Origin of the sequence: Sodalis praecaptivus (genome assembly GCF_000517425.1) — a bacterium.
Classification (GTDB): domain Bacteria; phylum Pseudomonadota; class Gammaproteobacteria; order Enterobacterales; family Enterobacteriaceae; genus Sodalis_A; species Sodalis_A praecaptivus.
Genome location: NZ_CP006569.1, coordinates 4,225,809 through 4,251,817, shown reverse-complemented (window position 1 = coordinate 4,251,817; position 26,009 = coordinate 4,225,809). Strand labels below are relative to the sequence as shown.

The window sequence follows — 26,009 nt, the reverse complement described above, 5'->3', positions numbered from 1 at the left end:
GATTGCCGAGGTTAATCACGAAGCGTCGGCGTTAAAGGCGGGATCGAAGGGTTCAGCGCGACAATGTATTCACCCCACAAGCCTAGACAACATTTCTAAGCCCGACGTGAACGCATCGGGATGACGGCAATCGGCGATATTTAATCAAGCACCTCACAGAATAACGCGTGAAACGGCACAGCCATGGCGAAGCGAGTATGGCCATGCCCTCGGTAGGTCTCATCCATCCGATGCCGAAAGCGGTATTTGCGCGTACAGCAGTCAACGCGTGTTGGCCAGGAAGGATATTGTTATAGACCCACAACACCTACGATCGTGGCCGCATCGAGACGGTCGGCGACGATGAGAGGTGGCAAAAGAGTAGCCTCATCCCCGGCCAAAACCGGGGTGAGGGCTAATGGTAGATTAGCGCTTTACCATTCCAGGTTGAAGGACGCGTTGTACATGACATTGCTGCCGCCGGAATAGGCGACCCCGGCCTTAAAGGCGGTATTCTCACTGATGCGATACCCTGAACCGACGGCTATTGCCTGGGACGAGCCATAGCCCCCCATGCCCGCAGTGAAGTTGATTTTACCTACGCCATAGGGCTGAAATAGCCCGGTCAATGCGGCGGAAGCGGCTAATCCGCGGTCAATTTTGGTATTGGTTTTGGATAATTTATTCTCAATATCTTTGATTCGAGCTGTATTTTTCTGCGCCAGCGCTTGCGCTGATGTCGCCGTATTATTGACCCGGTTTAGTTGCCCGACATTAGCGGCATCATTGTTATGAACGCCATCGGCTAAACCGGTGATGCCTCTGTCGCCTTGCCTACCCGCTATGGAAATTGTGGTGCCCACGGCGTTTTCACCAACATGCATGACGCCCGTTTGCGGGTCATAAGTGAACATGTCCTCAGGGTTAGAGGCTTGATTGATGTTTTGTCCCCTTGATAACGCCGCTCCGTGGCGCTGCTGCGCCACCGCTGAGGGGGATGACCCTGCCGCTAGGGTGAGATTGCCGGCGTTGGCGGCAACGGAATCCACCGGACGACGAGCATTCATAGCCGCCTGTTCCTGCTCAAGCGTTTGACCCGCAGATTGTGCTGGATTCTGTACACTGCTTTTGTGCTTGACTGACGCGTCAGCCGCCGTTTTTGCATTATCTTCGGCGTGTCCGGTCCCCTTTGCGTGATTAAGGGCGGCCTGCTTGAGTTTTTTCTTTTTTTTGCTGCGTCGTTTGTCTTGAGATTTTTCATTGTCAGATTCCGCATCAGAGGCAGAAGAGGGATCTTTTATTACCGCAGCCGTTGCCGGCGCTGGGGTGGCGGCAGGGGGAGCCATGAGATTTTCAGCCGGTGCGGCCGGGGAGAGAGTGTCAATGGCATGGGTCGGTGGTACCGCCGCGCTCTCGTTATGTGCCGTAACCGCTACCGGTTCGGTGGTGGTAACGAAAGTTGCCTTGCTACTTCCCGCCACGGCGATGGGTGAAGCAGCGGCGGCGGGAAGGGTAGGCGGTACCGCCGCGCTCTCGTTATGTGCCGTAACTGCTACCGATTCGGTGGTAGTAACGGGAGTTGCCTTGCTACTTCCAGCCACGGCGATGGGTGAAGCAGCGGCAGCGGCAGCGGGAGGGGTAGGCGGTACCGCCGCGCTCTCTTTATGTGCTGTGACCGCTACCGGTTCGGTGGTGGTAACGGAAGTTGCCTTGCTACTTCCAGCCGCTACGGTGGGTGAAGCAGCGGCGGCGGGAGGGGTAGGCAGTACCGCCGCATTCTCGCCCGATGTGGCTGCCGTTGCCGGCGCGGGGCTATTTGTCCGTTGTCCCGTCAAACCCCCATCCGCGACACCAAACGGATTAGAATTGAGAATTCCTCTCAGGCCTTCCTGATTCGCATTGCGCGTATTGGGATCGGGCACGCCCGTTAAGAATTGCTCGTCATTCTCTATTGGCGTAATTTTTTCTGGCCCGTGCGCAATGGCGGAATGGGAAAATGCGCTTAAGATTCCCAAAATACAATAGGACAGCATTGCCTTTCTCGGCAAGGAACCCCTCATGGTTGATTCTCTATTGGAATTATATTTTGTGCTATACGGCGATTCACTTAAGGTGGATGAAAATAATAATTCCGACTTTAATTTTTTGCTGCTCATGTTTCAATCCTTATTCACGCAGAAAGATAATTAGTTATACGAACCGGCCGGAATCGCAGGAGTCGGATTGTTCATCAACGTGAATTAAAAATAAAATGACTTTATTCGATCGTTTCGATCTATTTTATTATTCGCTCACTGACATTAATTGAAAGTTAATTTTCAAAAAATAAATAATGATTTATTTAAAATCCAAGTAAATTACAGCCAGAAAAATCAACTGGTTAGCATTTGCGCCTGGAGAATATAGCCACCCATTAAGGTGCTTGGAACATGACGTGCTGAGAGATTGATTTGTCTCGCTAACGCTAACCTTTCTAATAATTTTTGTGTCGCTGCTGCTGTTTTATATTTATCCGCGACGTTGGCGTTTCAGCAAGAAGAAATTAACGATGATAGCGCCCGGGGGTTATTAATAGAGAACATCGGCCCGAAAATAAGCCTGGCACCCAGGCGCCTATCACTATGGCGCGATGACTTTTGTTACCGTTATGCACTTTAAGGGGGGACAACATCGCGTCAGGAGCAGACAAAAAGCGCTTAGTCGCATAAGCCTACTCCAACACAGGACCAAAAAGAGTGATGATAAATTATTGTCCTTGGCGCGTTAGCGGCAGGTCAGCGTGACCGTTTGGGCGAATTGCCTGCCGAGATCTTTATCCGGCGGCGGCGCGTCCGCCTTGTCCAGCGAGCGGGCATACTCCTGCCACGATGCGTCAGGATCGGGTGTGGTCAGCGTTACCTTGCAGCGTTGCGCCATCGCCGGCGGCAGCACCAGCGCGGCAGCATCTTTGTAGGTCATATCTACGAAATAGGTGGGGTCGAAGGTGCTGAGCGTAAAGGTCTGTCCTGCCAGGGGCTGCGGCTCCGCCAGCGGCAACACGAAGTCCAGCACTGCTTTGTGGCCTTCCCGCGATAACTGATACGCCGGCGGCAGGTTGTCGAATTTTACCCGCTTCCCCTGATGGTACAGCTCGCTGAAATAATGCTGCCCCAAGACATTTGCCATGACCTGCGCCGCCAGTTTTTTCCATATCACCGAGCCGGCGGGCGCGTCACCGGCATCGTAGAGAAGATCGGCGGAGGTCATCTCATCCATCGTCCAGCGCATATGCACGCCGGTCAACGTCTCCGCCTGGTTGATAAACGTGGCGCGCATAGCGATAAAACTGTGCGGATGGGCAAAAGACACCATTGGCGACAGCAGTGCGGCCAGCAAAAGCAGGCGCCGGCCCCATCCAGGCAGATTTCCGTTCAACAGTTTCTCCTTTTCTCGCTGCGGTGACGGGAGGCGCGCCCGCGATGGACGCCTTCCTAGTATGGCTGTTGCGGGGGATGGGGTAAAGAGGCAGCGCGCCGCGTTGGCGGCGGCTGGGGGTTCATGGGCGCACGGTAGCGTTCAACCGATCATCGCGTTCTGGTTCAGTTCCTCCACGCACTCCAATACCCGTTGGCGAAAAGGCTGCGGTGGATTATTGCGAATAAACGCCGAGGGCGATCCGTAGAATCGACCGGCGGAAATTTTGATCTCACCGGCGAGCGACACCGCATATACCGTCAAGTCGCGCTGGTGGCTGCCGCTGGCAGGGCTGAACAGCGGATTTGGCGGCAGCTCGGCGTTACGCAGTTGGCGCCAGGCAACGTTGCCGGTCATTTTCTCCGCATCCAGCAATAGCCGTTCACCCACGTACAGATCTTCCGGCAGATAGGTAATACCGGTACCGAGTATATTCAGGCAGCCCCCGACGCACATATTCCGCGGCAGTGAGGTTATCGGGGTATTTTCCAGCACCAGATGATCGTCGAGGCTGAAATTGTCCGGCAGCTGACGCAATTGTGAGCGTTCGATGTAAAGAGACCCGCCTACGTGTAAGTCTGCCGGCAGCCGGCGAATTGCCGTATAGTTGAGATCGAGATAATCCAGCACCCGCAGGCCGCTGGGTAATGCGGTGATATTACAGCCGCGCAATATAAGCGAACCGATAATGACCATGTCATTAGGTAAGCGATCAATTCGGCTGGCGGAAAGATCCAGTGTTTCGCCGACTAATAACATACCGCCGGGTGCCTGAGAAAAATCAATATGCATGCTTTCGAGCAAGGAAAAAAATTCATTCATGGTGCCCCCTCCCTTAGGCGCAATGAATATTGGCAAATTCAATCAACTGTAGCTTAACGCCTGCTGCCGTCAATGTCCGACACTCACGAAAAGGCGTAATAATCATGCGGGTTTCTGCGCGGCGATGTAACTTTCTGAAATAAGGTCTATTATTGCAAGCGATAACCGTGGGTAAATAGGCTAATATCGCTGCGTCATTTTTGATAAAAATATCGCATAAAATATGTATTTATTATTATTTTTGACTTAATTATTAATTGCGTATATTACGGCCCGCCTAGGGTATCGCTGGCGGGCCGTTGAGCCCAGGTTGTCCCTTACCGGGGGGCCGTTGCGCGATGCCGTCCACGTTGGCGGCTGGCGCGTATAAGCCCGCTGTCGATAAAGACTTTTTAACTTAGCCGTTGCTATTTCATTAATATAAGCGCAACTGCCCTATGCTAAGGTGAAAATCAGCGGTAATAGGTATCCAGCATAATATTTGAATTGTATGTTTCTATTTTACATGCCGGCCAGGGTCCAGGGTGGATGAATAAAAAGTAATTAAAAGGAACAGTTATGTGGGTAACGCATTTATGCCGATCGACCATGTTATTGACCTGGCGCTTAGCGCTGACGAGCAGAGTGCCTAAGAGGGAAGCGCCTTTCGGTGTCGTCGGCGGGGCAGCTACCGTTAGGGGCAGGGCAAGCTATGTCAATTGATCGGTCGCCAGAGAAAGAGGAAAACGCCTGCCCGCGGTGGCGCGGCAGTAAACGTTGGGGCGTTAAGGCGACGGGGTACTTCGCTCTCTCGGCGCTCAGCGGCTGGTGTCTTTGGTGTGAGCATGCGCGCGGCGAGACGTTCTGGCTAAGCTGCCTGCTGGTTGCTGCCGTGATTGCCGGGATATTTTATGCTCTGAGCCGTATCGGCGGCCGCTGTGATACTCTGTATTTCGCTACCCAGGATTGTGAGCGTGCGCAGCGTTTGCGCGATGAAATCGAACGCGGGCAGCGTTACGGACGGCTTGTGGCCCGCTGTGCGACAACCTGTCTCGACAGGGACGGCCAGCGTCTGGCGGCCGGAATCCTGCCGCCGGTGGGTCGGTTTCAGTCCGAGATACTCGCCTGCTCTGGCGTGACGCCGACGAGGGATCAGATCCAGGCCATGACGCCACCGCGCTGGCTCGCCGGCCATTTTACCTGGTTGGCACAGCAATTGGGCCCAGCACTGAACGCCTTGCCCCCTTCGATGCCCTGTTACCTTGTGATGCAGTGTGACAGCGGCCTGCCGGTGGAAGAAGAGCAGCAATTACTGTTGCAAACCGGCGCCCCTTTTAACCGACACTTTACCCCTTTGTCCGCGAGCGGGCTGTTGGCGCTGGATGACTGGCTTGATGATACGGCGCGTGCGCCGAGCGCCTTGGTGGTTATTGCGGTACAGCGGGCCGTGCCGCCGGAGGACGCCCTGGAGGAGAAAGGGGCGCTACCGGGAGCGGAAGGGATTATCGAGTCGACGGTGGGACTGGTGATGATAAGCGAATATTGCCCGTCGTTGCCGGTGCTGGCGCGGATCCATCGGCCCCAGCCTGAGCCGGCGTCGGCCTGTAGCCGTGCGTTATCGCGGGCGTTGTTGTGGGCGCGGCTGGAGCCGAAAGCGGTGCGACATGCCTGGCTAACGGGCAACGGCGCGGTCGCCGCCGCGACAGAGCAGGCGCTACGCTTAGCGCCGCAGACGCTGATTCATCATCTTGACGATGTACTGGGCCCGGCGGGGATGGCCACGCCCTGGCTGTCGTTGGCCGCAGCGGCTGAACAATGTCGAGAGGACGGGGCGGCGCAGCTGATCATCTGCCACGAGGCGGCGCGGCGGATCTGGATCGGCGGGGTTACGCCGCCCGAGCCCTGAGATCCGCCTGGCCCGGGCTGACGCCTTATTCCGCTTGTCGGTACACAGCACCGCAGTCTGTATTATCGCCTCTTGTGTGGCATCGCCAAGGCTGAGGGTGTCGTAAGTCCTTGTTTGAACGCCCCGCAACCCCTCCAGAACGTCTTCAGGCAACCTCATGACGGGAGCGATAATAACCGTTTATTGACCCGACTGTGCTGACTCATGGTAGAGTAAAAACGCCGCTAAGGTCTGTCTATCCAGAGCGGAGAGAAGGCGAAACACCGTGGGTAGAGGAATCGATTAATAGCGTCCTAAACCGATCAGAGGCCACGACCACCCTGCGCGGTTTGCCGCGTTATTTAAGCTAAAACGGGGGGTGCCCCTCTGGCTAAACGTCTGCATGAGTTCAATGTATGGCGATGTTAAACGCTTTGTAATTGACACCGACAACAGTGCATGGGAATGCGTCGCGGGCAAAGCGACGCTGAGATCCTGGCTTTCGTTCATCACGAGAGAAAATAAGCGGTAGATTTCATCACGGTATAATAAGCATATGCGCTCAAGCCACGTGGTATATTAAGCAAATGTGCACAAGCTACACGGAATATTGAGAAAATGGGCTCAAGCCACGCGGTGTATTAAGCAAATGCGCTCAAGCCACGCGGTATATTAAACAAATGTGCACAAGCTACACGGAATAGTGAGAAAATGGGCTCAGGCCACGCGGTGTATCAAGCAAATGCGCTCAAGCTACGCGGTATATTAAACAAATGTCCCAAGCCACACGGAATATTGAGAAAATGTGCTCAAACCACGCGGTGTATCAAGCAAATGTGCTCAAACTACGCGACATATTGAGAAAATGGTCTCAAGCTACACGGTATAATAAGCAAATGTGCTCAAGCCACACGGCATTTTGAGCCAATGGGCTTAAGCTACGCGGCATATTAAGTAAATGGACTTAAACGGCAATTTGCATTCCGGCGTTGAATCCTCATTTTCACTGCTATTAACGTCAATAGTTACCCAACAAGGTATGAGAGAAGGGATTAAGTTATTCAGCGCTGTTACCGCCTTCGGCGCGCGCGCAACGTTATTTTGCGCCGTCATGTCGGTATTAAGGTGCAGCACCCCTTACCGATGACGGGCTACGCCAAGTTTTTTTAGCCACTCGCCAGACATGGCGCGAGCGTAATCAGATTTTGCTATTCGTTTGCAAGCTCGCCTAATGCAAGAGCATTGGGCGAATAGGCTTAAATCAGCTTTATTGAGGACACCATGGATAAAGAAGTCATTTATACCGATTCGACATCAGCGGCAGACGGCCGCGACGGTCCTGCCGTCGCGGCTCACTCAGCGCTCGCCCCGGCATCTGTTCACCCGCCCAACGTCGAGCTGGCGATAACGCCGCCTGTTGAGCCCCTGCCGCCGGGAAACGCCATGCTGAGGCTGTCGGCCCCGGAGCAGACCGGGGGCGAGCGCGGCGCTTTTCCCCTGCATTCGGCACCGGCGACAGTCAGAAAGACACGCTCGGCGGGAGCGCCGTTTATTCCCCCTTACGTGGCAGAGCAGCGGCGGTCCATTCTCCATTTACTCATCAGAATGGGTGAACTCGCGCCAAACATCACGCTTGATGATAAGGGGTTGGTCACGTTGGCGTTAAAATCGCTGTCTTTTATTCAGCGCTCCCCGACTAATAAAACATTACTGTTTCAGGCGCTGGAAAAAGCCAATTATTGGTATGGGGGCCAGGGCCATCACGTTACCTTGGTCAGTCAGCAAGATACCGCGATTCGGCTTTGGCTGACCCAGCTTTTATTGGGCGGGACGTTAGAGCATTGGATTGTGCATACGCTTATTCCCCAATGCGACGAAAGCGAACTCACCCTCAGTAAATTACGAGGGAAAATGTACGACCAGTTATTGAATTTGGTGGAATGTGACGCCTCCTCTACGCGGGACGAGGCCAATCAATTATGGCAATTCCTTATGCTGGCGCACTGTCCCCTATTGATACCTCATGATCAAGCCACCGACGCGCTGCGGATCGACAGTTTTGACTGGCACGACTTGCACGCTGGAACGCTTTTTTTGAGCTATGCCAGTCCGGACCACCTCATCCCCAAGGATAAATCCTTTGCTCAGGCTATTGGCAACATCCTCTTTATCCTTAGCCGTGCGACGGGCCAATACGGCCATTTCTTCAAACTGCCGGCGGCGCTGCATGCGGCGCTGACGTCATCCCCGACGCAAGGCGTGATGTTTAAAAAACGGCCTTACTCGCTGAGTCACTATTTCGCCGCGCGCAACGCTCACCTCGCGACGCATGATCGGGTGGCGGCCTTCCAGGAAGCGATCGGGCAATGGCGAACGCGGCGGCAATTGGCGAAAGACATTATAGCCCGTCATCGTCCCGGGCTCTCACCGGCGGAACAGGCTGAAACCCTGCAACGTTACCTCTACCCCTACGCCGGACTCACCGCCCGCAAACCGGCTCACGCCACCGATACGCCGCAATCTGACCTGACGGATTTACCCCAACTTGAGGAAGCGTACCGGCAAACGACGGAAAAGGTCAGTCGAAGCTATGTGGCGCAGTACCGCTGGCTTTGCGCTGCGGGCTGGGAGGGGTTGACTGACGACGAGCAGAACTATCTTCGCCAGGCGACGATCCATCTGATACAGCTGTGGTTTTTGCAGCCATCGCAGCGGCGTCCAGAATGGAGCCAATCCGAGCATGTTTACCGACCGAAGGAAAGTATCGATGTCTTTAAGGCGGTGTGGGGCGACGAGGTGCGTTTCTATGCCGCCATCAACGCCTCTGACGGGTGCAAAGTCAGGCGAATTGACAAGATTGACACCCATTTAGACGAATTGATGCAGGCAACCACGGTGGCGGAAGCCGGAATTCGCGTCTCCCCCCTCATACAGGTCAAAAGCGAACAGCAGTCCCTGGCGACGTTTATTGACACCATCGCGCACCGGCATCAGGAAATGTTCACCGGCCGGTTGAGTGAGTTTGGCAAATTGACGAGCTTCAACGAGATGTTGCATACGGCATTAGTCGCGAAAATGCCGTTCACCGATTGCTACGAGCATCGTCCCGACGCCGAAGGGCTAGATTGCCATCTGAATACGCATTTGCTTATGACGGTGATGGGCGAAATGGCGACATCGGCCAAAAATGACGCCCAACGCCGGGTGATTGACGCAGTTATCACGGGTATCCGGTCAAACTTGCTGCTCACCAAGCGAGGGGGGGATGGACTGCGTATCCCCCTGCCCGACGCGGCGAATCACGGGCAGCCGGCCGCCCAGCAACCTCCCGGCGCGCCGACGTCCGGAGTGGATTACAGGCTCGATCCGGACGTGGAAGGCATTTACTCGCTGTCCAAAGCCGCGGTGGCCCATGTCGTGACCATGGGGTACGCCGTTAGCGAAACGTTGCACGATAATGGCTGGCTGCTGACGAAGATGGACGACCATGCTTTCCTGCGCCCGCTGCCGGACGCGCCGGTAGCCGATCTCATCGCCGTGGCGGGGCAATACAAGTTGACGCTGCCGTTTCAACGCATCAGCCAACACGGCATTTACGCGAAGGTGATGCCGGAGATGGGAGCCCTCTATGGCCCGCAATTTATGCTTCAGCAACGCAACAAAAACAGCATCGGCGTAATTGAACAAACGTCCGATGTGTTGGATGTCTATTTTATGTTTCCCCCATCCTCACGCGGTGCATCCGTCATGCGCGCGGCCCATATCACGCTGGATCTGGCCGGGATTGCGACAGGGGATCTTCCTGCGCTGCAACGTTTTATTTCCCTGCGCCCGGCGATGGGCCTCAAGTATATCAATATAAGAAAAATCAGCGTGTTGCTCGATCGTTTTTTGGGTAAAGGGCAATATTATATGTTGTCGCATGACGACCTTCAGCAAAACCAAAAGGCGACCTCGACGTTTCCAGCCAGTTTTTTACACCAGAACAAAGAGCGCATGCTTGAGAAAACCGCTGAGGCCCGCGAGGCGGTGCTCGCGTTGAAGCAGCTGTTTGCAGAAGCCGGCTTTCTGCCGCGCGATCGGGATAAATCGTTGGCTCAGTCGCCGCCCCTTCCCCGGACCAGCCCGATATATCATTACCTTCTGTTTGCGCTGGGGGTGACGCCCGCAGACGATAAGATTATTCAATATGCGGCGCGCTGGCTGTGTTATTACACCGAACGCATTGATGAGGAATTTGCGGCGCGACCCCTTGCCGAAAATGTCCTGTTCGTTGCGCATAAGGCGCGTCGGATACAGCCTGACGGTAAGCCTTCCCTTATGGGGTTTACGTTTTGCAACGATAAATACCGGCGATTGCTCATCATGGCCGATAGCTTTGATGACGCTAACCAGACGTTGCCGAGAATGCATTTATTGCACGAAGCCTCATTACGCCTCGCCAGCGTCAATTATCTCCGTGCGCCGATAGCGACCGATAACGGGCAGACCAACGAGCGCGTTGAAGTCTATGAAGATAGAGAGGATATTCGCGAGGCGGATCTGATGTATTACAACGTGGAGGGTCAATTTATCGATCGTTACCGCCGGGCCTTGCTTAAGTCTGTCGCGGCGCTGGGCGAAACGGACCCGGCGGCGCGGCAACGGCGCAATCGTGCCGTCACGGCCATGAGCAAAGCGGCCTTCATCAAGCGCCTGTGGCAGGATACGCTTCTTAGGGCCAATCTGTTGATGGATGATGCCGATACGGTGGCGACGTACATCTACGACCTGGGGAGAGGGAGGCGGTATATCCCTGAGGGACAAACGCGATTACCGGGCGATCGCTTGTCCCAATTGCCGCGCAAAATCTATGCCTTGATTATTGCCTCCGGCCGGCGTCGCAAACCCGCCAGTCAGACGGATTACTGTGTGCCTGGACATTGCAGCGGCAGCATATCCCGGCGCATCAGCACCGGCAAAAAAGGCTGACGAGGCCGCGCGCGGGGCAAGATCCGGCGCGCCGAACGCAACGGCCAGCGACGCAGACCTTCGGCTGGACGGCAAATCTCAAAGGGCTTCCCGCCGCCAGCGCAATTTTTTGCCGAAGCCCAGGGTATTGTCGGTCATTTTTACCTCCAGCAAATCCAACTGCCAGATCGCAGAGGGCAGCGCTTTCGCCAGCGGGAAGCGATGATAATAGCGTCTACGCGCCTGTTGTTCCTCCTCGCCCTCGAGACAGGTGATGATACCGCGATACTGGACGCCTTTTATTAACGCTACCGTTTTCGGCTGTGGGGCAATGGTTCCGGCTACCCGTGCATTTTGCCGCATCAGTTCGCCGTGGCGGGTTTGCGGAGAGGTCAACAACCATAGCGCCATCGCCGGCTGGTGGAAGACATAAAAGCAGTTGGCGCACCAAAGATCGTCGAGGTTGCCGGCGCACAGCGTCAGGACGTGCTGTTTAGTGATAAAGCGGCAAATGGCCGCCAGTTGATCATCCATTACGATTGGCCCCGCGGTGAAATGTTGTCCGCCGCCAGAATGCCGGCGGCGGCGCGCCATTGCTGGCCGAAAAGACTATACTGCTTTCGGCAAAGGACGCAACGTTTCCGGACGGCAATCATCGTCTTGGGGCGTGCGATGCGGTGGGCAGCGCGGCCTATAAACCGCCCGGTGTACGGATTTTGAGGGTTAGCATCGCTATTAAGGACGTTATGGATCACCTGTTGCACAACATTCATCGGTTGGTATTCCCCGCAGTGCTTTACCCGTTGCGCGCCGCCGGCGCAGTGCCGCCTGGCGTAAGGTCTAAGCCCGTGCGGTGGCCGGGAGTGACGGCGCTGGGAATGCTGACGCTGCTGCTGGGACTTACCGGCTGCGGCAGTCAACAAAGTAAGCAGGCCGACAGCGCCAGACCGGAGGTGGTGAAGGCGCATATCCTGCGCCTGATGCCCTCCAGCGTGCGCGATAGGCCGGGTTGGGCTGCCGATATCGCCGCCGCGCTGTCGGCGCAGACCCTTCCCGCCAGCACGGAAAATATCTGTTCCGTCCTGGCGGTCATTGCTCAAGAATCCAACTTTAATGCCGATCCCACGGTGCCAAATTTGGCGGGGATCGCCCGGGCTGAAATCGACCGCCGCGGCGCCGCGCGGCATATTCCGGCGTTTGTGATGCATGCCGCGTTACTACTCCCTTCATCCGATGGCCGCAGTTACAGCACGCGGCTAGATAAGGTGCGCAGCGAGAAAGATCTCAGCGACCTGTTTGATGATTTTATCGACGCCGTGCCGCTGGGACAGCGTCTGTTCGGCAACCTCAATCCGGTGCACACCGGCGGGCCCATGCAGGTCAGTATCGCCTTCGCGCAGGCTCACGCCGAGCATTATCCCTATCCCATTCCGGGCACGTTGCGTCAGGAAGTGTTCACCCGCCGCGGGGGGATCTATTTCGGCCTGGCGCATTTACTCGGTTATCCCGCCGCCTATTCCCAGCCGCTGTACCGCTTTGCCGACTATAACGCCGGCTGGTACGCCAGCCGCAACGCCGCCTTTCAAAGCGCGGTCAGCCGCATTAGCGGTAAAAAGCTGGCGCTCGATGGCGATCTGATCAATTACGCTGCCGACAGCCCGGGCCAGACGGAACTGGCGCTGCGTTCGGTGCAGCAACCGCTGGGATTGAGCGCATCGGCGATTCGTCAAATGCTTGAGCAGGGGGAACGAGAGAGCTTCGAGAAAACGGCCCTCTACCGGCAGGTTTACGCCCTGGCGGAACGCGGCGGTAAACGGTTACCGCGGGAAATGCTGCCCGGCATTAAACTGGAAAGCCCGAAGATCACCCGCGATCTGACCACCGCCTGGTTCGCCAAGCGGGTCGATAGCCGTTATCAGCGCTGCGTCGACGACGATCGCGGCGGCTAACCGTCCGCCGCTGCTTTTTACGGCGTAAACGCGTGCCGTAACCTTAGCGTGGTCGGTTAACGACGGCGTGAAACGGTGCGCTTTCGGCCGCAACAGCCGTAGCGTCGGATCTTACCCGGCTGGAAATAACCCTCTCTCGCTTTCCGAGCCGCGGCAAACAACGGGCAAAAAAGGCTGGTGTGGCAAAGAGATGCCCGCATGGAATACCTCTGATACCTCTCTCAGACGGTGAAAACTTATCTTGCGCTAATGTTTTTACCGTTAACCTTTTAAGCTCTGGGCGGCGGCGATGGCGGCGTCTTATTTCGCTTATCGCCGGCGAACCCGCCTGTTTTGGGCTATCGTTGAATGAGGCTAATAATTATATGGATAATTATTAATCTAAAATATTTTTCGGCTTACTAGCGAAAATATCAGTGATATTAATCAAATAGCGCCAGAGAGGGCACGGGGAGGATCGAACGATGCGTAATCACTCGGCGGATGACTCGTCGCCGCCCTCTACGGCACAGGGGGAAACCGCGGAAACCGTCCAGGAGACCCTGCCGTTGGCTCAGGAGCGGGTCGAGGTAGCGAAACAGCGGGTAGTGCAGGGGCGCGTTAGGGTCACGCGCAGGACAACCGAGCGCGAGCAGGCCATTGAGGAGTGGTTACAACAGGAAAATGTCGAGATACACCGCGTTATAAAAGGGACGCCGCTGGAAGCCCATCCCGCTATCCGTGAGGAAGATGGCGTGATGATTATTCCGGTGGTGGATGAGCATGTTGAAGTGGTGCGCACATTGGTGTTGCGGGAAGAGATCCACATTCGCAAAGTGACGACCGCCGTCCCTTATCAGGAGAGTGTGACGTTGCGCAGTCAGGATATAACCGTTGAAAAACAGCGGGATGATGAATGACCGTACAATTTACCCCATTAACGAGGTAGCAATCATGGCACACGAAAAAATCGTAACGTTGTTCGATACTGTCCAGCAGGCGAAAGACGCCCGGCGAGAGCTTGAAGCCGCCGGTTTTGCGAATCACGATATCAGTATTATCTCCGGCGAGGACCTGCAATCGGAAGGGAAAGCGATTCGTCATCCTAGCTTGTGGCAGCGCCTATTTGGTACCGGCGTCGATAAAGAAAATGCGGAACTTTATACGCAAGCGCTGGATACCGGCGGTGTGATTCTGACCTTGCGCGCCAAAGAGGACGACGTGCCGCAGGCGCTGGCGATTCTGGACGCGAGCGGTGCAGCGGCCGGCGCTGGCGCGGACTATGCGGGGGGGCCAGACACCGGCTATGCTCGCGACGTCGAGGACTATCAGACAACATCTCCCATTGGCCGGACTCAGGCCGGTATTGACGCGCCAGACTATGAAGATGAGGCGCTATTGCCCGTAAGCCGCGGGGTATTGCCGGATGCCGCGGATGTGGCGCGCGATGGCGCCCCGTCTTACGACGTCGGGGATGAAACGTCCCCAGCCTCCCGCTCTCTTGACCCTGACGCGCCGCGTGAAGAAGTCTTGCGCCTGGCGGAAGAGCGGCTTGAAGTGGGTAAACGGGTGGTTAGAGAGGGCGCCACGCGCGTACGTCGCTATGTGGTGAATGAGGATGTCGAGGCCGAGGTGGCGCTACATGAGCAACATGCCGATATCTTTCGCCGCGCCCGAAACGAACCGGCTTATCTGGATGAAGTCGATTGGTCGGATAAAACCGTCGAGGTCGCCGAAACCCGCGAGCAGCCGGTGATTAATAAAACCGCCGACATCGTGGAAGAAGTGGTGGTGCGCACCGACGGCTCCGATCGGGTTGCGCGGGTAAACGAAACCGTACGCCGCCAGGAAGTCGATATCGAGCATATTGATGATGAAAGAACACGCGAGGAAACGTATCCCGCGACGGGGGAACAGCGGTTGCGCGGTGAAGATCCTCTGCTAGAGGAAGAACGCGACCCGTTGTGGGTGGATGAAGACGGTCTCCCTAACGAGGAGCGCAACGGTGCTCTTGATCCGCTGCGCGATCCCAAACGGAAATAAATCCTGGCCGCAAGGATCCCTAGTCTGCCGCGTTGAAGCGGCTGCAACGGCGCGGGCTAGGCTTGCGTTTCGCCCGCCGTGCAGGGCAGGGCGCCGCCGCTTTATCCGGCGTTGCGGTTTCTTGCCCTTAGCCCGTCAGACGGTCATTGTTGCTAGGTAGACGATGTAGACGATGTAGACGATGTAGACGTAAAGGCGGTGTAGACGAAGTAGACGTATAGGCGGCGTAGACGAAGTAGAAAAAGTAGACAAATCAGATGAAGTAGATGAAGTAGACGTATAGGCGGCGTAGACGATATCGGCGATGTGGCCGCTGTCAGAGAGGTCGCTATTGCGGCGTCGTCGCGCCATGGCGCTGCGCGTGCGCAAGCCGGGAGGATCATCGCTGCTAATGCTGCGTCAGCGGCGGCCGGGTCTCGCCCTGCCAATCAGAGCAAAACGTGATGGTCATCATGATTTGACAATTTTTTTGCCGGACCTCGTCCCATATTTTCCCTATTCCATCGGGGAAAACCTCCGCGTTACGGCCATTTTTTGTGATTGATATCGTGTTTTCCTTTGCGTTATTGCCATTCATTTCGTTTCTTTGGCAGCCCGATAAAGGCGCGAAGAGGTTATAGCCCGTTATAATGATCTGTTATCCACGCCGTTCGCGTTAGACAGCGCCCGTCGGTCTGCTGCGGTCAAGTGTTAATGAATGGCACCTAATTCATTGTTTTTGATATTCTTTCTATCCTTTATTTCCTGTCGGTGGGGATGAGAATCGCAGCCGCCCGCCGCCGTTTTTTCCTCGCTGTCGCCCGACGTCGGTTGGATTGCATTCTCAGCGCCGGCGGGGTACAACGTGAGGCAAACGCGTAACATTTTCCCAACATTTCTTTAATGGAGCCGCTCTCATGACGATTAAGCAGCAGAAAATGTATATCGATGGGCAATTTGTTGATCATCGGGGGGATAAATGGATTGAGGTACTGAATCCTTCGACCGAAGAAGTGATCTCCCGCGTTCCGGACGCCGGCGTGGAAGACGTCAGAAGCGCTATTGACGCCGCGGAGCGTGCGCAAGAAGCCTGGGAGGAACTTCCGGCACAGGAGCGCGGCGTCTGGCTGCATAAAATCGCGGCGGGTATTCGCGCCCGTGAGAAAGCGTTGACCGACATCATTATTGCCGAAGGGGGTAAAACCCGCGCCCTTGCCAATACTGAAGTGTTATTTACCGCCGACTATTTGGATTATATGGCGGAGTGGGCGCGGCGCTACGAAGGGGAAATCGTGCAAAGCGACAGGCGCGATGAGAATATCTTTGTTTTTAAAAAAGCCATCGGCGTCACTACCGGCATTTTGCCATGGAACTTTCCTTTCTTTTTGGTAGCGCGCAAAGCGGCGCCGGCGCTGGTGACCGGCAATACCATCGTAGTCAAACCCAGTCAGTTGACGCCAAATAATGCGATCGCCTTTGCTGAAATCGTCCACGAGGTCGGACTGCCGAAGGGCGTATTCAATCTGGTGACCGGCCGCGGCTCTGTGGTCGGCAATGAGCTGGCTTCCAACCCGAAAGTCGGCATGGTCAGCCTTACCGGTAGCGTGTCGGCGGGCGAGCAAACGATGGCCGCCGCGGCGAAGAACATCATTAAGGTGTCGTTGGAACTGGGGGGCAAGGCGCCGGCTATTGTCATGGCGGATGCCGATTTGGATCTGGCGGTGAAGGCCATCGTGGCCTCGCGGGTGATCAATACCGGGCAGGTGTGTAACTGCGCCGAGCGGGTCTATGTGCAGGACAGTATTAAGGATGCGTTTCTCAACCGCCTGACCGAGGCGTTCAAGCAAGTGACCTTCGGCAATCCCGCCGAAAAGGACGCGCTGGATATGGGCCCGCTGATTGATGAAGTTTCTCTCCAGGGCGTACAGGAAAAAGTCGATCGCGCGGTTTCTCAGGGTGCAACGCTGGTGACCGGCGGCAAGCGCGCCGAGGGTAAGGGTTTCTTTTTTCAGCCGACGCTGTTGGTGGACGTGCGCCACGAGATGGATATTATGCACGAGGAGACATTTGGTCCGGTGTTGCCGGTGACAACCTTCTCAACCCTGGATGAGGCGGTAAACATGGCCAACGATTGCGAGTTCGGACTGACGTCATCGATTTACACCACCAATTTGAACACCGCCATGGCGGCCATTAAAAAGCTGAAGTTCGGTGAAACCTACATCAATCGGGAAAATTTTGAAGCGATGCAGGGTTTTCACGCCGGCTGGCGCAAATCGGGCATCGGCGGCGCCGACGGGCGCCACGGGCTGGAGGAGTACCTGCAAACCCACGTGGTCTATCTGCAGTACCAATCCTGAACGCGAGCCGTGGACCGGGCGGTGGCGCCGGTCCTTGATTTTATCGGATGGCGGCGCGATGAAAGGCAGTGACCGAAGCGGTCGCTGATATTTCCCATCAGAGTGATGGCGAGGATGGCGCACAGCCTGAGAAGCGCGGTCAGCAGGCCGATACCGAACTCGCCACAGCCCTGGATGGGGTGAATCGTTTGCGGTAGCCAGAAAACCAGGGTATAGCCGGCGATCGTTATGGTGGAGAGCATCACGGCAGCAAACCGCATTGACGGTTAAAAAGCAATGTCATGCCCTCTGGTAGCTACATCTGCTCTTCCAACCCTTCGTTCCTTCGCGATGCGTCATAGGCACGCTGCGCTTTTTCCAACGCGGCGCCGTTGGCAAGCGACCAGTTGTAGAGGGCAGCAAAGGGTTCGCGTAGCGAGCAGCCAAGCGAGGTAATGGTGTACTCGACGCCGACCGGCTGCGTCGGCAGGACTTTACGACTGATAAGGCCGTTGCGCTCCAGACGCTTTAATGCCTCAGACAAGGCCTTGTGGGAGATGCCGTCGAGGCGGCGCCTGAGGTCGTTGAACCGCGCCGGCTGCGTGCAGAGAACGTTCAGGATCAGCACCGTCCACTTGTTGGCAATATGTTCGAGGATAGGCCGCGTCGCGGTGACATCAAGAGGCAGCTCGAGCACGTCTTTGGGCATAGGTATCCACCTCACTATCTGAGCACCACCCGGTGCCTTCCTGTGATTATATATAGGAATGATATCTTCGTCATCACCAGCGAGGTGCGGAGGGTTGGGCATGCTTTCAGGAAAATCGCCGACGCGATCGATACCTCAACGGGGCCGCGCTGCCGGTGGACGGCAGCATGGCCCAGGTCAGATCTGCGAGGCCGACGTCCCGGCGCGCAGCGGTGCGAAGATGTGCTGCTCGACCAGCTCGGGCGCCCACTGACCGTACCCGACGACGCTGCCGTCCGCATGCTACCTGTACAACATACGCCCGGTCGGGATGTGTTTAATGTCGCGCATCACGGATGCGCCGTCATCAAGGTCTCAGGTCTTGGGGGCCGAAGCCTGATCGTTCCGCGTCTCGGGTCCGCCGGGTTCGCGGTGATGAACGGCGCTGCCAATTGCTATACCAGATCGGCGAGCATGGCTACGTCGAAGTCCTTCAAGGCGCTGCTATTGCCGTTCCGTACCTTCTCTGACCATGCCGGATCGGCGATCAGAGCGCGGCCGACGGCGATCAGGTCGAACTCATCGCGCTCCATCCGTTCGACGAGTTTGTCGAGTCTTGCCGTAGACGAGCCCTCGCCGCTGAATGCGCCCATGAAGTCTCCCGTAAGGCCGACCGAGCCGACGCTGATGGTGGCTGCGCCGGTCAGCTTCTTGGCCCAGCCGGCGAAATTCAGGCCCTGCTCGCCATCGATGTCCGGGAACTCGGGCTCCCAGAATCGTCGCTGCGAGCAGTGCAGCACGTCAACGCCGGCCTCTACCAGGGGCAGCAGCCAGTCGGCCATGAGGTCGGGCGTCTTTGCGAGCCGCACGGTGAAGTCCTGCACTTTCCACTGGCTGAGACGCAGGATGATCGGGAAGTCGGGGCCAACGCTCGCCCGGACCGCCGCGACGACTTCTGCGGCAAAGCGCGAGCGTTCGCCGATCGTGGCACCGCCATAGCTATCGGTCCGCCGGTTGGTGGCCGCCCAGAAGAACTGGTCGAACAGATAGCCGTGCGCCCCGTGCAGTTCGATGGTGTCGAAGCCAAGGCGCTTCGCGTCGCTGGCGGCGCGGGCAAAGGCGGCGATCGTGTCGGCAATGTCGCCATCGCTCATGGCGACGCCGCGCTCAACGCCCGGTGCCTCTAAACCAGACGGGCTTTCGACCGGCGAGTCCGGCTCCCACTCCGTCAGAAAGCTCTTGAGCGCACCGGTGTGCCAAAGCTGCGGGCCCATCTTGGCATCGCCATTATGAACCGCATCGATCACGCCCTTCCAGCCCGCCAGCGCTGCGTCGCCGTGGAAAAACGGGACGCCAGGATCGTTGCGCGACGCAGGACGATCGATAACCGTGCCTTCGGAGAGAATAAGGCCCACCCCGCCCTCCGACCGACGGCGATAGTAATCCGCATGCGCCGCGCCAGGGATCCCATCCACGGCGAAGCTGCGGGTCATGGGTGCCATGACGATACGGTTAGGTAGCTCCATGGTGCCAATACGGAAAGGACGAAACAGGACATCGGTGGTGGTCATAGTAGACATGCCTCTTTACGATGGGGGGAGACCTAAACGATATTACTTGAGACACTAAGTTACAATAACGCACCTAGAGTAGCCTAGGTATAGGCCAGTTAACTGTATGCCTGAGGGCGATCATTATTCGATCAGATTGGCGATGAATAGTCGAGGGTGTTGCGGAGGTGCTTAACGCAGTTCAACTGCGACTCAACGGCATCAAATGGCTTCTGAGGATGTCCTGTCGAGAGGACGGGGGAATAACCATGCCCAGGCTGCATCGGGCAGATCATTCAGTGCCATAACGGTATTTATTCCTTCACTCAGGCAGATGTTCTGCCTTAATCATTTGACAGACACAGACTAGCTTTATTGGCTTTACTGGCTTTACTGGCTTTACTGGCTTTACTGGCTTTACTGGCTTTACTGGCTTTACTGGCTTTACTGGCTTCGCAGGCTTCGCAGGCTTCGCAGGCTTCGCAGGCTTCGCAGGCTTCGCAGGCTTCGCAGGCTTCGCAGGCTTCGCAGGCTTCGCAGGCTTCGCAGGCCCCACTAGCTTCGCTGGCCCACCAGCCTCACTAGCCTCGCTCTAGCCTTAGAACCACCTTAACGCGCCGGCCTTTCGACAGACACCAAGGCACCGCGGGCAAAACGTCTCAGACGGCGAAGGAAGAGGAAGACCACCGTCCTGCGCGCCGGCTCAGCGCTCAGAAACGATAGCCGACGCCGAAAAGCAGCGCGTTTCGGGTAAAGGTTAAACCGCGATGGTCGAAGCGGCTGGCTTCATAGCCTAGGTCCACTACCATGTGTTGGACCGGGTTGATTTGCACGCCTGCGCCATAGGCGAGGGCGGCTTTCTGTCGTTGATCTCGGTAATGCTGCGTAGCGGTCGATGTGCCTGCCTTTATAGCGATTTTGCTGGCGTGTAATGAATAATCATCGTAATTCACGCCGATAATGCCATAAAGAGAGACGTATTCATTGAAACGCCAGGCAGGCCCTGCCGTCAATGAAACCGCGCTGTAGCGATATCGAGCATCCTCCTGAAAACTATTTTCAGAAACTTGGCGGTTGTAGGCATTGGCGGTCATATAGCTCAGCGAGCCGATAAGACTGAGCGGGCCACCCCATTCATAACGATATTTAACGTTGATGCCGTCCAAGGCGCCGGCGTCGGCTTCCGTGCCGCCGGTTTTAATTTTGATAAAGCTGTGAAGGTAACTGGCGCTAAGGCTGTGGAACTCGGCCAAGGCAGGGACGGGTTGCGATAAGGCAATACCAAAGACGATGATAAAAAACAGCGGTTTCATAAATAAATCCTTTTATTAATGATTCCCTTTTTAATTGACCGCGCGCAAACGGCCGCGACGTAGGTGGCTTATTGATTTTACGTTCTTGATATGAATGTCGGTTAAATGACAACCCTGACTGCCGGTGGCCAAGAAATAAAAACGAGGCAGCTCCCTACTCAAGGGAGACTTATTTTTCAAAGTAGATTGATTATTGAAGATGACGATTAAAAATAAATATTAACACAGTAGCTAGAATGTAAACTTAAACTAAATATAAGACTTGGACTTGGACTTGGACTTGGACTTGGACTTGGACTTGGACTTGGACTTGGACTTGGACTTGGACTTGGACTTGGACTTGGACTTGGACTTGGACTTGGACTTGGACTTGGACTTGGACTTGGACTTGGACTTGGACTTGGACGTGGACGTGGACGTGGACGTGGACGTGGACGTGGACGTGGACCTGGACCTGGGCTTGGACCTGGATTTGGACCTGGACTTTACGCTTAACTTGAATCCATTCCCCCATCGTAATGGCCGCACTTCGGTGCTGGGGCGGCCGAAGCTCGGAAGATCGCATTTGCCTGCACCCGGGTGCGGATAGCCCGACCGGATACCCATCGCCACCACCCGGCGGCGTCGACCGCCGGCTACGTTCTAAGCGGGCAAAGGTTTGTCGGCGTTGAATGCCGATGCAAGACGGGGAAGCTACACGCGGCGAGAGCGTCGCCCGTGACAGGCTTGGACCGCAGAGGGGGCAGGGAAAGGGTGGCGGACGGGGTCGGGGTCAATCCTCGTCAAACCCGGCGTTAAACAGCTCGATCACCGCCGCCAGCGCCTGTACCTCGTCAGGCCCGGTGGCCTCGACTTCGATCATCCGCCCTTTGGCGGAATCGAGCATCAGCAAACCGATAACGCTGCTGGCTTCCGCTTCGGTGCCGCTGTCGTTGCGCAACAGCACTTCGGCATCAAAACTCTGTACCAATTCAAACAGCTTCATTGCCGGCCGGGCGTGCATCCCCAGGCGGTTTTTTATCTCTACCGTTTGTTTGACCGTCATGATTTGCGCTTTTCCAGAGTGCGGTGGCGGGACTGGACATTCTTGCCGCGAGAACGGAAATAGTCCGCCAGCTGTTCAGCGATATAGACCGAACGGTGCTTGCCGCCGGTACAGCCTATCGCCACCGTGAGATAACTGCGGTTGTTGGTTTCGAGCATCGGCAGCCACAGCTCCAGATAGCTGCGGGTCTGATAGATGAAATTATGTACTTCGGTATGGCGATCTAAAAACGCCGCGACGGGGCGATCCAGGCCGGTCATCGGCCTGAGCTTGGGATCCCAGTGGGGATTGGGCAAAAAGCGTACGTCGAATACATAGTCGGCGTCGATGGGGATGCCGTGCTTGTAGCCGAAGGATTCAAACACCATGGTCAGTTCCCGCTCGCGCTTGCCCAACAGGCGGGTGCGCAGCATTTCGGCCAGCTCATGCACCGACATTTCGGAGGTGTCGATCACTAAATCGGCGCGCGAGCGCAGCGGCTCAAGCAGCGAATCCTCTTCATCGATGGCGCTTTCCAGCGACAGGTTCCGGGCGGAGAGCGGGTGCAGCCGGCGGGTGTCGCTATAGCGGCGGATGAGCGTGTTACGATCGGCGTCCAGAAACAGGAGCTGCGGGGAAAAGCCCTGCGGCAGGTTATCCATGGCCTGCTCAAAAATTTCCGGCGATTCGGGCATATTGCGCACATCGATACTCACCGCGGCGGAGATATTGCTCGCCGCCAGCGTACTGGCAAGCTGCGGCAGCAGCACCACCGGCAGATTATCGACGCAATAAAAACCCATGTCCTCCAGCGCGCGCAGCGCAACGGATTTACCTGAGCCGGAACGACCGCTGACTATCATCAGCACCATGACGCTACACCCCTCTGCCTTACTTATCTCATCCCCTGGCGATGCGGCCATGCCTCGCCCATTCCATCCCGCGGTCGGGACGGCGCCGCGACATCAGTCGCCGTCATCCGTCTCGGTCATAATCTGATACAGCTCCTCGTCGCTTTGCGCGGCGCGCAAGCGGCGACAAACGGTTTTGTCCGCCAGCCGCTTGGCGACCAGCGACAGGGTGTGCAAATGGACCTTGCACTGCTCCGCCGGCACCAGCAGCGCGAACAGCAGGTCCACGGGCTGATTATCGATGGCGTCAAAGGCGATAGGCTGTTCAAGCCGGATAAAAACCCCGACCGCGCGCAGCGTGTCCTCTTCCAGCTTCCCGTGCGGAATGGCGATGCCATTACCGATACCGGTGCTGCCCATGCGTTCACGCGTCAATACGGCGTCAAACACCACTTGCGGCGCCAGGTTGAGCTGCTTCGCCGCCAGTTCGCTGATGATTTCCAGCGCTCTTTTCTTGCTCTGGCAGTGGACGTCGCTGCGGGTACATTCAATGTTTAACACTGAATCAATTTGCATTGCTGTATCGTTAGTCATTTCGGGTCACTTAGGCGCTGGTTAACCTTTAAGACTCATCGGCCCGTTACCGTAGGGATAACGAGCCGATGTGAGGTTTAGGTAGCGTTGTCGGCTACGGTTAAATTAATATTGTTTCAGCTTCTCTTTATGCTTGTTCAACTGCCGCGTGAGTTTATCGATCAATAGATCGATGGCGGCGTACATATCATCCGCTTCCGCAGTCGCGTGCAGCTCACCACCGTTGAGATGCACCGTCGCTTCGGCAATCTTCTGAACTTTCTCCACCTTCAGGACAATATAAACCTGATTGATGCGATCGAAGAACTGTTCCAGCTTTGAGAATTTGGTGGTAACAAATTCTCGTAAGGCGTCGGTGATGTCAACATGCTGTCCGGTAATGTTCAGCTGCATAGTGTCTTCCTTCTCTGTAGAGGTCAAACCAATTGTTTTCGCTGGTTCGACGGCGGGATGGATAAAGACTCTCGGTACTTTGCTACGGTACGCCGCGCCACCATGATACCCTGCTCGGAAAGCAGGTCGGTGAGCTTACTGTCGCTAAGCGGCTTCGCCGGGTTTTCCGCGGCGATGAGTTTTTTCACCAGCGCACGAATAGCCGTTGAGGACGCTTCGCCTCCCCCTTCGGTATTGACGTGGCTTGAGAAAAAATATTTCAATTCAAAGATGCCGCGCGGGCTGTGCAGATATTTTTGGGTGGTGACGCGCGAGATCGTGGACTCGTGCATATCTACCGCCTGGGCAATGTCCGCCAGCACCATCGGCCGCATAAACTCTTCCCCTTGTTCAAAAAACGCTCTCTGCCGTTCGACAATACAGCGCGTCACCTTCAGCAGCGTTTCATTGCGGCTTTCCAGGCTTTTAATCAGCCAGCGCGCCTCCTGCAAATGGCTGCGGATGAACTGACCGTCCGAATCATTGCGGGTGCTGCTACCCAACGCCGCGTACTGCTGATTGATGCGCAGGGCCGGGATACTGTCGGTATTCAGTTCCACGACCCAGCGGTTTTGCAGTTTGCGCACCAGCACGTCAGGAATGACATAGTGCGACTCGCCGGTATTGATGGACTGCCCTGGACGCGGATCCAGCGACTGTATCAGCCCCATCGCGGGTTTCAGCACCTCTTCTTTCAGCTTAGTCGAACGCAGCAGAGTGCGGAAATCATGGCTGCCCAGCAGATTAAGATAATCGCTGACGATGAGCCGCGCTTCGTTGAGATAGGGCAAATCGACCGGAAACTGCGAGAGCTGAATCAGCAGGCAATCACGCAAATCCCGCGCCGCCACGCCGACCGGATCAAAGCGCTGAATGCGTTTTAGCACTGCTTCTACTTCGTCGAGGGTCACGTTTTCGTCACCGATGCTGTCGAGAATATCGTCCAGCGGCACCGTCAAATAACCGGTGTCGTCCACGGCGTCGACTATCGAGGTGGCGATGGCTTTATCGGTATCGGAGAAAGGGGTGAGCTCCACCTGCCACATCAGGTAATCCTGTAGGGTCTGGGTGGTTTCGCCCTGATAGACGGGTAATTCTTCGTCGCGATAATCGGTACCGGTGCCGGATGGCGTGCCGGCGGAGTACATTTCGTCCCAGGTGGCGTCCAGCGGCAGCTCTTCCGGCATGTCCTTTTGTTCCATCGCCTCGCGGGTGTCCAGCGATTCACTGTCGGGCGCATCGTGCGCCTCCACCTCGTCATGCAAATCGGCCTGCTCAAGCAAGGGGTTACTTTCCAGCGCCGTCTGAATTTCCTGCTGGAGTTCAAGCGTGGACAATTGCAACAGACGGATGGCCTGTTGCAACTGCGGGGTCATGGCTAGCTGCTGACTCAGCCTGAGTTGTAAACCTTGCTTCATATAATGCGTCAACTATCCTCACGAACCACGGCGGTAACGTCACCTTATCAGAGGCGGAACTCTTCGCCCAGATAAACCCGCTTGACCTGTTCGTCGAGCAGGATGTCGGCGGGGGAGCCGTGGGCGATAAGCTTACCCTGGCTGACGATATAGGCCCGTTCGCACACGTCGAGGGTTTCACGCACGTTGTGGTCGGTAATCAGCACGCCAAGGCCGCTGTCGCGCAAATGTTCAATGATTTTTTTGATGTCGATGACCGAAATCGGATCGACGCCGGCAAAAGGTTCGTCAAGCAGGATGAATTTAGGATTGGCGGCCAGCGCGCGCGCGATCTCCACCCGGCGTCGTTCACCGCCGGATAGCGACTGGCCGAGGTTGTCGCGCAGGTGACTGATATGAAACTCTTCCATCAGCTCTTTCGCGCGGTCGTTGCGCTGTTCGCTGGTCAGATCCTGGCGGATTTGCAGCACCGCCATCAGATTGTCGAACACGCTCAGACGGCGGAAGATCGAGGCTTCCTGCGGCAGATAGCCGATACCGCGCCGGGCGCGGGTATGCAGCGGCAGAAGGCTGATATCGTCTTCGTCGATCACAATGCGGCCGGCGTCACGGGGAATAATGCCCACCACCATATAAAACGTGGTAGTTTTACCCGCCCCGTTTGGCCCCAGCAATCCCACAATTTCGCCAGAGCTTACCTTAAGGCTGACGTCTTCCACCACGCGGCGCCCTTTATAGGCTTTAGCCAAATTTTCTGCGATTAATGTTGCCATACATCCTAT

Annotated in this window: 21 protein-coding genes; 7 read left to right on the top strand and 14 right to left on the bottom strand. The window is 56.2% G+C overall.

The window, feature by feature from the left end:
* Positions 1-413: 413 nt before the first annotated feature.
* From SANT_RS24750 to SANT_RS23045, 3 genes are all read right to left on the bottom strand, one after another.
* A complete protein-coding gene (locus tag SANT_RS24750) occupies positions 414-2,135 on the bottom strand; it encodes a YadA C-terminal domain-containing protein (protein ID WP_237234631.1) in 1,722 nt (573 codons plus the stop codon).
* Positions 2,136-2,742: 607 nt separating this feature from the next.
* Positions 2,743-3,393, bottom strand: coding sequence for a DUF1007 family protein (locus SANT_RS18985; protein ID WP_081730485.1), 651 nt, complete (start codon positions 3,391-3,393; stop codon positions 2,743-2,745).
* Between the two features lie 141 nt (positions 3,394-3,534).
* Entirely contained in the window at positions 3,535-4,254 is a 720-nt protein-coding gene (locus SANT_RS23045; RefSeq protein ID WP_025423817.1) for a hypothetical protein, read from the bottom strand.
* Between the two features lie 691 nt (positions 4,255-4,945).
* On the opposite strand from SANT_RS23045, the gene SANT_RS18975 reads away from it, so the two are divergent.
* Both SANT_RS18975 and SANT_RS18970 read left to right on the top strand, forming a co-directional pair.
* Entirely contained in the window at positions 4,946-6,139 is a 1,194-nt protein-coding gene (locus tag SANT_RS18975) for a hypothetical protein (protein WP_025423816.1), read from the top strand.
* Between the two features lie 1,260 nt (positions 6,140-7,399).
* On the top strand, positions 7,400-11,089 hold the full coding sequence (locus tag SANT_RS18970; protein WP_025423815.1) for a hypothetical protein: 3,690 nt from the start codon (positions 7,400-7,402) through the stop codon (positions 11,087-11,089).
* A 78-nt stretch (positions 11,090-11,167) separates the two neighbouring features.
* Here the strand turns inward: SANT_RS18970 and SANT_RS18965 are convergent, their stop codons facing one another.
* The gene (locus tag SANT_RS18965; protein WP_025423814.1) at positions 11,168-11,602 is read right to left on the bottom strand and encodes a YhbP family protein; all 435 of its coding nucleotides are present in this window, start codon (positions 11,600-11,602) and stop codon (positions 11,168-11,170) included.
* A 344-nt stretch (positions 11,603-11,946) separates the two neighbouring features.
* Between SANT_RS18965 and SANT_RS18960 the strand changes: the two genes are divergently transcribed.
* From SANT_RS18960 to aldA, 4 genes are all read left to right on the top strand, one after another.
* Positions 11,947-13,017, top strand: coding sequence for a DUF1615 domain-containing protein (locus tag SANT_RS18960; protein WP_051440250.1), 1,071 nt, complete (start codon positions 11,947-11,949; stop codon positions 13,015-13,017).
* A 464-nt stretch (positions 13,018-13,481) separates the two neighbouring features.
* Complete coding sequence (locus SANT_RS18955; RefSeq protein WP_025423812.1) at positions 13,482-13,916, top strand: YsnF/AvaK domain-containing protein; 435 nt, start codon at positions 13,482-13,484, stop codon at positions 13,914-13,916.
* Between the two features lie 34 nt (positions 13,917-13,950).
* Positions 13,951-15,039: a YsnF/AvaK domain-containing protein gene (locus SANT_RS23920; protein WP_025423811.1), complete on the top strand. Its 1,089-nt coding sequence runs from the start codon at positions 13,951-13,953 to the stop codon at positions 15,037-15,039.
* Positions 15,040-15,935: 896 nt separating this feature from the next.
* Positions 15,936-17,378, top strand: coding sequence for an aldehyde dehydrogenase (aldA, locus tag SANT_RS18940; protein ID WP_025423809.1), 1,443 nt, complete (start codon positions 15,936-15,938; stop codon positions 17,376-17,378).
* Here the strand turns inward: aldA and SANT_RS18935 are convergent.
* The 4 genes from SANT_RS18935 to SANT_RS23040 all read right to left on the bottom strand — a co-directional run bounded on the left by SANT_RS18935 (position 17,357) and on the right by SANT_RS23040 (position 20,908).
* Positions 17,357-17,620, bottom strand: coding sequence for an MFS transporter (locus SANT_RS18935; protein ID WP_148296326.1), 264 nt, complete (start codon positions 17,618-17,620; stop codon positions 17,357-17,359). The genes aldA and SANT_RS18935 overlap by 22 nt on opposite strands.
* A gap of 53 nt (positions 17,621-17,673) precedes the next feature.
* On the bottom strand, positions 17,674-18,066 hold the full coding sequence (locus tag SANT_RS18930) for a winged helix-turn-helix transcriptional regulator (RefSeq protein ID WP_025423807.1): 393 nt from the start codon (positions 18,064-18,066) through the stop codon (positions 17,674-17,676).
* Between the two features lie 434 nt (positions 18,067-18,500).
* Positions 18,501-19,616 (bottom strand): NADH:flavin oxidoreductase, encoded by a 1,116-nt coding sequence (locus SANT_RS18925; RefSeq protein WP_200867256.1) that lies wholly within the window; start codon positions 19,614-19,616, stop codon positions 18,501-18,503.
* Between the two features lie 689 nt (positions 19,617-20,305).
* Entirely contained in the window at positions 20,306-20,908 is a 603-nt protein-coding gene (locus SANT_RS23040; protein ID WP_025423805.1) for an Ail/Lom family outer membrane beta-barrel protein, read from the bottom strand.
* Positions 20,909-21,176: 268 nt separating this feature from the next.
* On the opposite strand from SANT_RS23040, the gene SANT_RS24625 reads away from it, so the two are divergent.
* Positions 21,177-21,497 (top strand): hypothetical protein, encoded by a 321-nt coding sequence (locus tag SANT_RS24625; RefSeq protein WP_200867255.1) that lies wholly within the window; start codon positions 21,177-21,179, stop codon positions 21,495-21,497.
* 183 nt (positions 21,498-21,680) lie between these two features.
* Here the strand turns inward: SANT_RS24625 and npr are convergent, their stop codons facing one another.
* The 6 genes from npr to lptB form a co-directional block, all read right to left on the bottom strand.
* Positions 21,681-21,953 carry a PTS phosphocarrier protein NPr gene (gene npr / locus SANT_RS18910; RefSeq protein WP_025423803.1) on the bottom strand — a complete coding sequence of 91 codons (273 nt, stop codon included), beginning with the start codon at positions 21,951-21,953 and terminating at the stop codon, positions 21,681-21,683.
* Positions 21,950-22,804 (bottom strand): RNase adapter RapZ, encoded by an 855-nt coding sequence (gene rapZ, locus SANT_RS18905; protein ID WP_025423802.1) that lies wholly within the window; start codon positions 22,802-22,804, stop codon positions 21,950-21,952. The genes npr and rapZ overlap by 4 nt, the downstream gene beginning before the upstream one ends.
* Before the next feature lie 93 nt (positions 22,805-22,897).
* Positions 22,898-23,377 (bottom strand): PTS IIA-like nitrogen regulatory protein PtsN, encoded by a 480-nt coding sequence (gene ptsN / locus SANT_RS18900; protein ID WP_025423801.1) that lies wholly within the window; start codon positions 23,375-23,377, stop codon positions 22,898-22,900.
* 105 nt (positions 23,378-23,482) lie between these two features.
* Entirely contained in the window at positions 23,483-23,770 is a 288-nt protein-coding gene (gene hpf, locus SANT_RS18895; RefSeq protein ID WP_011410062.1) for a ribosome hibernation promoting factor, read from the bottom strand.
* A 23-nt stretch (positions 23,771-23,793) separates the two neighbouring features.
* Positions 23,794-25,227: an RNA polymerase factor sigma-54 gene (rpoN, locus tag SANT_RS18890; protein WP_025423800.1), complete on the bottom strand. Its 1,434-nt coding sequence runs from the start codon at positions 25,225-25,227 to the stop codon at positions 23,794-23,796.
* A 47-nt stretch (positions 25,228-25,274) separates the two neighbouring features.
* Positions 25,275-26,000: an LPS export ABC transporter ATP-binding protein gene (gene lptB, locus SANT_RS18885; RefSeq protein WP_025423799.1), complete on the bottom strand. Its 726-nt coding sequence runs from the start codon at positions 25,998-26,000 to the stop codon at positions 25,275-25,277.
* Between the last annotated feature and the right edge of the window lie 9 nt (positions 26,001-26,009).

Bases quoted from the DNA above. Each gene is read 5' to 3' on its own strand.
- SANT_RS24750 (WP_237234631.1), bottom strand. From the start codon at position 2,135: ATGAGCAGCAAAAAATTAAAGTCGGAATTATTATTTTCATCCACCTTA.
- SANT_RS23045 (WP_025423817.1), bottom strand. From the start codon at position 4,254: ATGAATGAATTTTTTTCCTTGCTCGAAAGCATGCATATTGATTTTTCT.
- SANT_RS18975 (WP_025423816.1), top strand. From the start codon at position 4,946: ATGTCAATTGATCGGTCGCCAGAGAAAGAGGAAAACGCCTGCCCGCGG.
- SANT_RS18970 (WP_025423815.1), top strand. From the start codon at position 7,400: ATGGATAAAGAAGTCATTTATACCGATTCGACATCAGCGGCAGACGGC.
- SANT_RS18965 (WP_025423814.1), bottom strand. From the start codon at position 11,602: ATGGATGATCAACTGGCGGCCATTTGCCGCTTTATCACTAAACAGCAC.
- SANT_RS18960 (WP_051440250.1), top strand. From the start codon at position 11,947: ATGCTGACGCTGCTGCTGGGACTTACCGGCTGCGGCAGTCAACAAAGT.
- SANT_RS18955 (WP_025423812.1), top strand. From the start codon at position 13,482: ATGCGTAATCACTCGGCGGATGACTCGTCGCCGCCCTCTACGGCACAG.
- SANT_RS23920 (WP_025423811.1), top strand. From the start codon at position 13,951: ATGGCACACGAAAAAATCGTAACGTTGTTCGATACTGTCCAGCAGGCG.
- aldA (WP_025423809.1), top strand. From the start codon at position 15,936: ATGACGATTAAGCAGCAGAAAATGTATATCGATGGGCAATTTGTTGAT.
- SANT_RS18935 (WP_148296326.1), bottom strand. From the start codon at position 17,620: ATGCTCTCCACCATAACGATCGCCGGCTATACCCTGGTTTTCTGGCTA.
- SANT_RS18930 (WP_025423807.1), bottom strand. From the start codon at position 18,066: ATGCCCAAAGACGTGCTCGAGCTGCCTCTTGATGTCACCGCGACGCGG.
- SANT_RS18925 (WP_200867256.1), bottom strand. From the start codon at position 19,616: ATGACCACCACCGATGTCCTGTTTCGTCCTTTCCGTATTGGCACCATG.
- SANT_RS23040 (WP_025423805.1), bottom strand. From the start codon at position 20,908: ATGAAACCGCTGTTTTTTATCATCGTCTTTGGTATTGCCTTATCGCAA.
- npr (WP_025423803.1), bottom strand. From the start codon at position 21,953: ATGACGGTCAAACAAACGGTAGAGATAAAAAACCGCCTGGGGATGCAC.
- rapZ (WP_025423802.1), bottom strand. From the start codon at position 22,804: ATGGTGCTGATGATAGTCAGCGGTCGTTCCGGCTCAGGTAAATCCGTT.
- ptsN (WP_025423801.1), bottom strand. From the start codon at position 23,377: ATGACTAACGATACAGCAATGCAAATTGATTCAGTGTTAAACATTGAA.
- hpf (WP_011410062.1), bottom strand. From the start codon at position 23,770: ATGCAGCTGAACATTACCGGACAGCATGTTGACATCACCGACGCCTTA.
- rpoN (WP_025423800.1), bottom strand. From the start codon at position 25,227: ATGAAGCAAGGTTTACAACTCAGGCTGAGTCAGCAGCTAGCCATGACC.
- lptB (WP_025423799.1), bottom strand. From the start codon at position 26,000: ATGGCAACATTAATCGCAGAAAATTTGGCTAAAGCCTATAAAGGGCGC.